The 7,249-nt window shown below is 44.3% G+C and carries 7 protein-coding genes; 5 read left to right on the top strand and 2 right to left on the bottom strand.

The genetic code is table 11. The features are described 5' to 3' along the window. Nucleotides 1–180 precede the first annotated feature (180 nt). From AC2A1E_RS23600 to AC2A1E_RS23585, 4 genes are read left to right on the top strand one after another with little or no spacing between them, the layout of a single operon-like run. Nucleotides 181–1,224: a nucleotidyltransferase domain-containing protein gene (locus AC2A1E_RS23600; RefSeq protein ID WP_484385773.1), complete on the top strand. Its 1,044-nt coding sequence runs from the start codon at nt 181–183 to the stop codon at nt 1,222–1,224. Continuing rightward, nucleotides 1,221–2,954 (top strand): ThiF family adenylyltransferase, encoded by a 1,734-nt coding sequence (locus AC2A1E_RS23595; protein ID WP_484385772.1) that lies wholly within the window; start codon nt 1,221–1,223, stop codon nt 2,952–2,954. Before AC2A1E_RS23600 ends, AC2A1E_RS23595 begins: the two co-directional genes overlap by 4 nt. Further along, on the top strand, nt 2,947–3,417 hold the full coding sequence (locus AC2A1E_RS23590; RefSeq protein WP_484385771.1) for a Mov34/MPN/PAD-1 family protein: 471 nt from the start codon (nt 2,947–2,949) through the stop codon (nt 3,415–3,417). Before AC2A1E_RS23595 ends, AC2A1E_RS23590 begins: the two co-directional genes overlap by 8 nt. Before the next feature lie 8 nt (nt 3,418–3,425). Beyond that, a complete protein-coding gene (locus AC2A1E_RS23585) occupies nt 3,426–4,493 on the top strand; it encodes an SAVED domain-containing protein (RefSeq protein ID WP_484385770.1) in 1,068 nt (355 codons plus the stop codon). Nucleotides 4,494–4,677: 184 nt separating this feature from the next. Here AC2A1E_RS23585 and AC2A1E_RS23580 read toward each other — a convergent pair whose 3' ends face one another. Together AC2A1E_RS23580 and AC2A1E_RS23575 are read right to left on the bottom strand one after the other, a co-directional pair. Further along, complete coding sequence (locus AC2A1E_RS23580; protein WP_484385769.1) at nt 4,678–4,914, bottom strand: hypothetical protein; 237 nt, start codon at nt 4,912–4,914, stop codon at nt 4,678–4,680. Between the two features lie 636 nt (nt 4,915–5,550). Further along, complete coding sequence (locus tag AC2A1E_RS23575; protein ID WP_459402443.1) at nt 5,551–6,441, bottom strand: LysR substrate-binding domain-containing protein; 891 nt, start codon at nt 6,439–6,441, stop codon at nt 5,551–5,553. A 129-nt stretch (nt 6,442–6,570) separates the two neighbouring features. Between AC2A1E_RS23575 and AC2A1E_RS23570 the strand changes: the two genes are divergently transcribed. After that, nucleotides 6,571–7,128, top strand: a complete 558-nt coding sequence (locus AC2A1E_RS23570; RefSeq protein WP_484385768.1) for a hypothetical protein — start codon at nt 6,571–6,573, stop codon at nt 7,126–7,128. Nucleotides 7,129–7,249: the final 121 nt, after the last annotated feature.

The following is a 7,249-nucleotide window of genomic DNA, read 5'->3' as shown; positions in this document are numbered from 1 at the left end:
TGCCAAAAGCAGACATTACAAACATTACGCTGTTTTCATTAATGGGTAGCAGGTCAATGGCTCAAAATTTACACATTCTCACTTACGTCAATAAGAACTAACTTATTTTTTACTTGTGCACTTGAAATCAAGCGAAGCGCCCCCAGTTCAAATTTTGTTCACAACAAATGCGGGGTAAGTATGAGTCTTCAAAACAAATTTAAGAATTTTCATGATGCTATTAAGTTAGGCAGGAAGGACCTAGAGTACACAACGGCCCGCCTCAAGGATGACAGCATTACATCTGATATCGTTGACCGATTCAAAGAGGATGGATACCCGGTCATTGAGGATTTCATTCAAGGATCTTTGGCAACCTTCACTGGTATCCGGGAAAAAGGGCAGGATTTCGATATTGACCGTGCCATTGTTATTGAAGCAGGGTTAGCTCCTGAAAACCCAATAACACCCAAGCTTGCAGTTCTGGAAGTGCTGGAAAAACGGGGTTTTAAAAATGCCAAAATCAAAAAACCTTGTGTAACTGCTGATTACAAGGCTGATGACCTTCATATCGATATCCCAGTTTACCGCAAGTACGATAATGGACAGTACGAATTAGCCGTTGGCAAGAGACATTCAGATGAGGAGAATCGTGAGTGGGCTAGAGCCTCACCGCGTGAGCTCATCGATTGGGTCAATGATTATGATTCTGATGAAACATATGGCTCGAATAAGCATGACCAGTACCGGCGTATTGTCAGATACCTCAAGCGCTGGAGAAACTTCACTTTTGGCGATGATGTACGTCGCAAAATTTACTCCATCGGCATTGCGGTAATGGTTAAGGAGTCCTTCAACTCTTCGATTAACGATGAAGGTTTTCCTGATGATCTCACTGCGCTGAGAGAAACCATTAATCACATTCTCAACTATCGTAGTTATTTCACTCTCGTTGAGTTGGAAAAATACAGGGTCAACGTTGCGCTTCCAGTAAGCCCTAACAGGGACATTTTCCACGGCAGTAGTGTTGCGACAGGTACCCAGTTTCGTAACAAGCTTAGCGCTCTTTTGAAAACCTTGAATAAGGTTGCTGATGAAGAGCAAGAGTCTAAGCAGTGTGAGTTGCTACGAAGTGTATTTGGTGAAGACTTTCCTGAATGCGCAGCGACTTCATCTGCTTCGTCAAATGCTGTCAAAACCGTTTTTGCTTCTTCCGGAGTAGTGGGGACATCGCAAGGCGCATGAATTATTCAGTCATTCTGAATCATTTGAACGAATGCGGATACAAGGTATCCGCAATTCCATCGAAGACGGAAGAAATCGGATGCTTAACCGTCGAGCTGGAAATTAATGGTCTGCCAGTTACTCTTTGGCATTTCACTGTTGCTGAGCTCTCAAAAATGCCCAGCTTTTTCCTTGCCGACCCATCAGCACTGCCCAGACTCGCACATACCGCATTCAATCCTGGAAGTCTATTTGCAAGTATTTGTGTGAATGTACCTGATGCTGTTTCCGTGAATTTTGAACGGCCTGAGCTCGCTTTTGAAGAATCGCTCAAAAGACATGTTGCTTTGTTAACTCAGGCTTTGAGTGATAGCGAATGGAATACTCAGGAGTTACTTCGGGAATTTGAAGCTGGGTGGTTGAGCATCGTCAAGCAAGACACAACCCCGTTTCTTTGTTTAACTGAAAGCGAAACAGCAGAAGAGTTGTGCGTTCTTAAACCACGAAAAGGCCACTTAGGCTTGGGTCAATATTTTTTAGGATATTCAGAAGGTTCAGTTTCTAAAAATACTTTTTCACCAATTAATCAGGTTCTAAAGGATCGCAAGTCCTCAAATGGCATAGGATTCTTTGTGCCGTTAAGCGTGGCAAAACCAGCACCATGGAAAAAGGATGAACTTGCTGACTGGTATCTTGATCTGCTGTCAGAACTACCGGTGGATGTGCTAACCAAATTAACACAACAATTTGCTCAAAAGCGTTCGTATGAGTTTTGGTTAGTCTTTAGTGCTCGAACCCCTTCTGGAATCACATGGTTTGGAATTCATTTTTCCCAAAAGCACTCTGGCAAAGGTCGAAAAACGTTGCCCTTCAAACAGTCTCATCTGACTGAATGGTTACTTGAACCTGTCGAGGTATTAACTTTTAACAAAGAAAGAATTATGCCCAGGAGTGGAGCAGAACAATCCCTTCTTAACAAAAAAGTTATGATAGTGGGGTGTGGTTCTGTGGGAGGCGACGTTGCAGATAAACTCGCAGCTTCTGGTGTTGGCTGTTTAGATTTATATGATCCAGATACACTTTCCCTGAATAACCTATACCGCCATATTTTGCCTCCGATGTATGTATCATTCCATAAATCGCAAGCATTGTGGCACAGCCTCACCAGCAAATATCCGTGGCTGGAAGTTAAAAATTATACTAATAAGTTACTGGATTTAAGGCGTCGTGAATTACTGATGGAGTATGACCTTATCATCATAGCGATAGGAGCACCTACTCAGGAGCGATTGTTTCACGACTACTTGAATAACGAAAAAATCAATGTTCCGGTGATTAATACATGGGTTGAAGGATATGGTATAGGTGGACACGCAGTTCTGGCAATTCCCGAAACAAAAGGTTGCTTACGGTGTGCATATGTCGACCCCGCTGATTTTTCAAGAGGGCTGGCTTCTAACCTGAATTTTTTGGCTCCGAATCAAGATTTAACTAAAAATCATGCCGGATGTGGCGATGCATTTCTGCCTTATACCTACATAGCCTCGACTCAAACCGCGCTCATTACGGCTGATCTCAGTATTAAATGCCTACTTGGTAAGATTAGGGAATCATCCAGAGTGAGCTGGAAAGGGAACTCTGAGGATGCGACAGTGAATGGATTCAAACTAAGCGGGAGGTACCATGCATTCATCCGGACATTAGAGGTGCTCCCTTTGCTTAATGATGCGTGTGATATCTGCAATGAGTAATTTTGATGCGCTAACTGTGGAGACTGAACATTTCAGTCTATATATCTCAAAGAAAGTACGTGATATCTGGCTGGAGTATAGGCAGATCAAACCGATGGCTCCGGAAGCTTTTGGAGTTGTTATTGGTAATAAAGACCTCGAGATTGAGCGTTACGGCTTAGTCGAAATTACAGTTCCGCAGAAAGGAGACCGTTGTTCAAGAATGAGTTTTACTCTCAGGGATCCCGAGCATCAGCGTATAGTCGATCGCTTATATAAGAGCTCAGAAGGTCAATTGATATATTTTGGCACATGGCATACGCATCCTGAAAAAAATCCTCATGCTTCATACACCGATATTATGGACTGGAAGCAATGTAAATTACGCAATCCAGGGAAGAGGCTGTTTTTTTTAATTGTTGGGACAGAAAAAAACGCGCTTTACTATTTTGATAATGAAAATCTCCTGCGACAGGAATTCTGAGGACAACCATGGACAAAGCAACACTAATTTACCTTATTAAGATTGTTTTTAGACCTAAAGATCAACTATCCAAACTTACACTTGGTTTGTTGGGCTTAGGAATGACAGGATTGGTTGGTGGTTGGACCTTTAACATTGCTTTCTCGGAAATTTTTATTAAAAAATATAGTGATGCTATTGACGGGGTAAGTTTAACTTACCAAAGATACTCTGACATTGCTCTGCTAGTTAGTCTTTTTTTTGTTGCTATCGGCTTTATTTTATGGTGTGTTTGCGTATTTCTTGCCCTTCGGGATTTGAGTAAGCGAGATATTGCCCTAATCCGTGCATATGGGTTTGAAAATATTGATCCGCAAGCTGCAGAGAGAAACCTCACTTTCAGAGAGAAAGCAAAAATTTTGCATGTGGACTTTAAAGCATTTGATTCAAGAGATAAAAATAACAACCTGAACAAAGCAAGTTTTATTCGGCAAACAATTAGAGAAAGAATACATCATACTGGTGCAGCAACCGCTTATGTTGCTGCACTTGGCAGCGTGCCATATTTATATATGCTTGGTAGCTTTATGACGGATGGGCATTTGCCTCGAAAGTTGTTTGATTTTGACCGAGATAAAAATGCTTTCCATCCCCTTGATGCTCCTCCAACAAATGCAAATTTAATAAAATTCTACAATGGGGGAAAAATTACTGACAGCAAACGTGTACCATCAAATAATGGGCGAGTCATAGGTCTTGCAATTTCTTTTACGATGGAAATTTTAGAAAAAGATCTTCCTGCTGAATTTATTGGACACACTTTGCATGCTCAACTTAATACAGGATTCCGATTTGACAATCTTCCTGAGGAGGAGGAGCAAGAAAAAATAGTAAATAGCCTTAGTTACATTATCTCAGAATTAAAAAAACAGGCAGATGAAGTGCATCTTTTTGTTTCTGCTCAAGCATCAGTTGTCGTCCGGTTGGGTACTCTCTACCAGGAGGGCTTACACGGTGTAGTAACAATATGGCACTGGAACCCCGCTGCCAATAAATATGAATGGTCTTTAAGAGTTACAGGGCGAGATATTAGTTAACTGTCGTGAGAGATTATTGAATATCTATAATTTAATAAAGCCTGTGGAAATCCAGGCTTTCAAGTTCAAGATGTCATGCTATAGAATTAACGTGACCTGTTCCCAGTTGATTGACACACGGCATTGTTAGCAAGAACCATGGCGACTCAATTATGAACGTCCACTGTTCGCTCTGAGTTGAACTTTACCAGAACCAACGTCGCTTGGATTTTTGCCAGGATCCCTGCCAAAGGTCAAAATACTTTAGTTGTTCAAGTTTATGTAAAACAATATCTTCACCCACGAATGAGATACTTTTCTCAGGTATTGAAATACCAAATAGGCCTTCTGTAATCGGGAAAATCTCATATTCTGACGTAAGTGACCCTAAAGCTTTTTCAATCTTCTTACGATCTGCTTTTACAATTAACTGGAGTCCCATCAGCGTTTAAACTCCACAATAGCTACCAGTTCAAGCGCTCGGCGGATTTGGGCTAAGACTGCGTCAGGGATTGATTGTCCTCTGATGTCATAGACGACCCGACAGCTTCGAATATGCGGTGGAAGCTGGGATTGCCCGTAGGATATTCTGGCAAGATTATATTCAATACTGAATTGTATAGATTCTGTGGATGCCAGGCTGTGGTTGGCTACAAGGATAAACTCACCGCGTTCTTCATTTATAAATTCCGGGGTAAACATCACACCTCCATTTTTTTGCCTTCAGGTTGCCATTATCCATTGCCGTTTTGCAAATCGTTGCTCTTCGGTATCCTGACCTGCTCCCTACGTGATGTTAGCAACGTCCGCTGGCACTAATCTGCCCGCAAGAAGTATCGAGAGCTGTAGCTATGAGTGAAAGCGGGCGGTAATGACTCAAAAACCAGCCGATTACGATCAATCTAAAGTATAAAGCCACCAAATCCTGATTGTGGGCAAATGGCGGCAAAAGATGGACTCTAGCACTTGATAAAGCAAGAATGCTTCGGGCACTTTAGTATCCTTTGACTTTAAATAGCTGAATGATTTTTGATAGTTATCATACATATAATAGACGTCTGGTGACCTGTTATGTTTATTAGCTTGGCGTTATTTTCCTTAATAGCCAATCGCGCAGCGTGATGATATCGGGGCGCTGTGCCGTTTCCTCCGTGGTGACCAGGTAATAGTTGGCACCGGGCAATGACATCTCGAACGGTGCACGTAGCACGCCGCGTTGTAACAGGTCTCGTACCAGTAACCGGCTGGCGATAACCACACCTTGTCCCGCCATCGCCGCTTGCAGCGCATGCATTTCATCGCTGAAAGTCAGCCCCGAGACAACATTCAGATTCTGTGGCCCATAGCTCCGTTGCCAGTTTTTCCAGCTCGGGGCGTTCGCAGGTACGAGCCGGTTTTCAACATGAAGCAACGTGAGCGCACGCAAATCGTCGATTGTTGTCAGCGTCAATGCCGGGCTTGCTACCACGATAAAACGATCCTCGTACAGTAAGGTAGAGTGTAATGTTTGCTCCGGCGTTTCCCGATAGCGAATACCGGCATCTACGTTGTGCTGCGTTAAATCAACTCGTTCTACGCTGGTATGCAAACGCAGGTCGATGGCCGGAAATGCAGCCTTGAAATCGGCCAAGCGCGGCACCAGCCAATTAGTAAGAAAATTGGAGGTGGTGGTGAGCGTCAGAGTAGGGGGCTGGCGGGAGAGCTTAATTCTCTCGGCGGCTTGCTCCAGAGCCGCAAAGGCGCGCTGCGTGCCAGCATATAAAATCTCGCCAGCCTCGGTCAGGCTAACCCCTCGTGCACTGCGTTCGCAGACCTGACATTCCAGTATCGACTCCAGCAATTTTATCTGATGGCTAATCGCCGTTGCGCTGACGCTGAGCTCCTCGCTGGCCCGCTTAAAACTGCTATAGCTGGCAACAGCATGAAAGGCGCGCAAAGTGCCTAACGGTGGTAGGTGTGCTTTTTTCATGGCTGAGTTATTTTCATCTAAAGGTGAAAACTATGAATTTTTCATGAGTATATACCTAGGTTAGTGTGATCACATTCGATTAATGGGGTGAGATTTTTTCATCAATCCGCTTCAGTGCTAGGAGTCGTTATGAGATCACCAGAAGAAAGGAGCGCCGCAGACGCGGTTGGGCAACCGGGGGCGATCGCTCGGAGCATCGTGTTTAGCGTGTTGATATCTGTAGGCGTTGTGCTGTTTAACGTTTGGTGGGGAAGGCCGGAGGTCATCATCACGCTGTTGCTGGCATTGTTGTTAGCCTTTGCCAGCGGAGTCGCGTTGATGCGCACGTTGGCGGAGGAGAAACAGAGAACCCTGGCCGCGTTATGGAAAAGTCTGGTGCTTTCTGCTGTGGGATTGCTGCTGTTGATACTGGTCGGTCGTAATGATTGGCTTGCTATGCTGCCGGGAATCGTCATTGGTGGCATTGGGTTGGGCAGTGCTAGCCAGATAACGACAGCGTTGTTGCAGCCGCTGGCCAACATCAGTGTCGGCACCGCTGCTGCTTTGTTGGCGAGTATGGCCACGACTTTGGCGGTGATATTGCTGATCCAATCTCATGCATCGCCAGATTTCGCTATCGCACTGTTGATCGACCTGGTTTTATTGGGCGCGTTGGCTGCGCGAATCGCGGAGTGTGATATTGCATGAGCAAAATGGCAGGCCATTTTGTCGAACCCTGTCGAAGGTTCTCACCCCTCTCTTTCGGGGAATATAAAAGCAAAAAAGCCTGAACTTTCGCTCAGGCTCTCTCTTCAAATTTGGCGGTGAG

Source organism: Serratia sp. HNCC26DJ206 (genome assembly GCF_057180605.1).
Note: the sequence above shows the minus strand (reverse complement) of the source record. Positions and strands in the feature narration are given on the sequence as shown.

Bases quoted from the DNA above. Each gene is read 5' to 3' on its own strand.
- AC2A1E_RS23570 (WP_484385768.1), top strand. From the start codon at position 6,571: ATGAGATCACCAGAAGAAAGGAGCGCCGCAGACGCGGTTGGGCAACCG.
- AC2A1E_RS23590 (WP_484385771.1), top strand. From the start codon at position 2,947: ATGAGTAATTTTGATGCGCTAACTGTGGAGACTGAACATTTCAGTCTA.
- AC2A1E_RS23575 (WP_459402443.1), bottom strand. From the start codon at position 6,441: ATGAAAAAAGCACACCTACCACCGTTAGGCACTTTGCGCGCCTTTCAT.
- AC2A1E_RS23595 (WP_484385772.1), top strand. From the start codon at position 1,221: ATGAATTATTCAGTCATTCTGAATCATTTGAACGAATGCGGATACAAG.
- AC2A1E_RS23600 (WP_484385773.1), top strand. From the start codon at position 181: ATGAGTCTTCAAAACAAATTTAAGAATTTTCATGATGCTATTAAGTTA.
- AC2A1E_RS23585 (WP_484385770.1), top strand. From the start codon at position 3,426: ATGGACAAAGCAACACTAATTTACCTTATTAAGATTGTTTTTAGACCT.
- AC2A1E_RS23580 (WP_484385769.1), bottom strand. From the start codon at position 4,914: ATGGGACTCCAGTTAATTGTAAAAGCAGATCGTAAGAAGATTGAAAAA.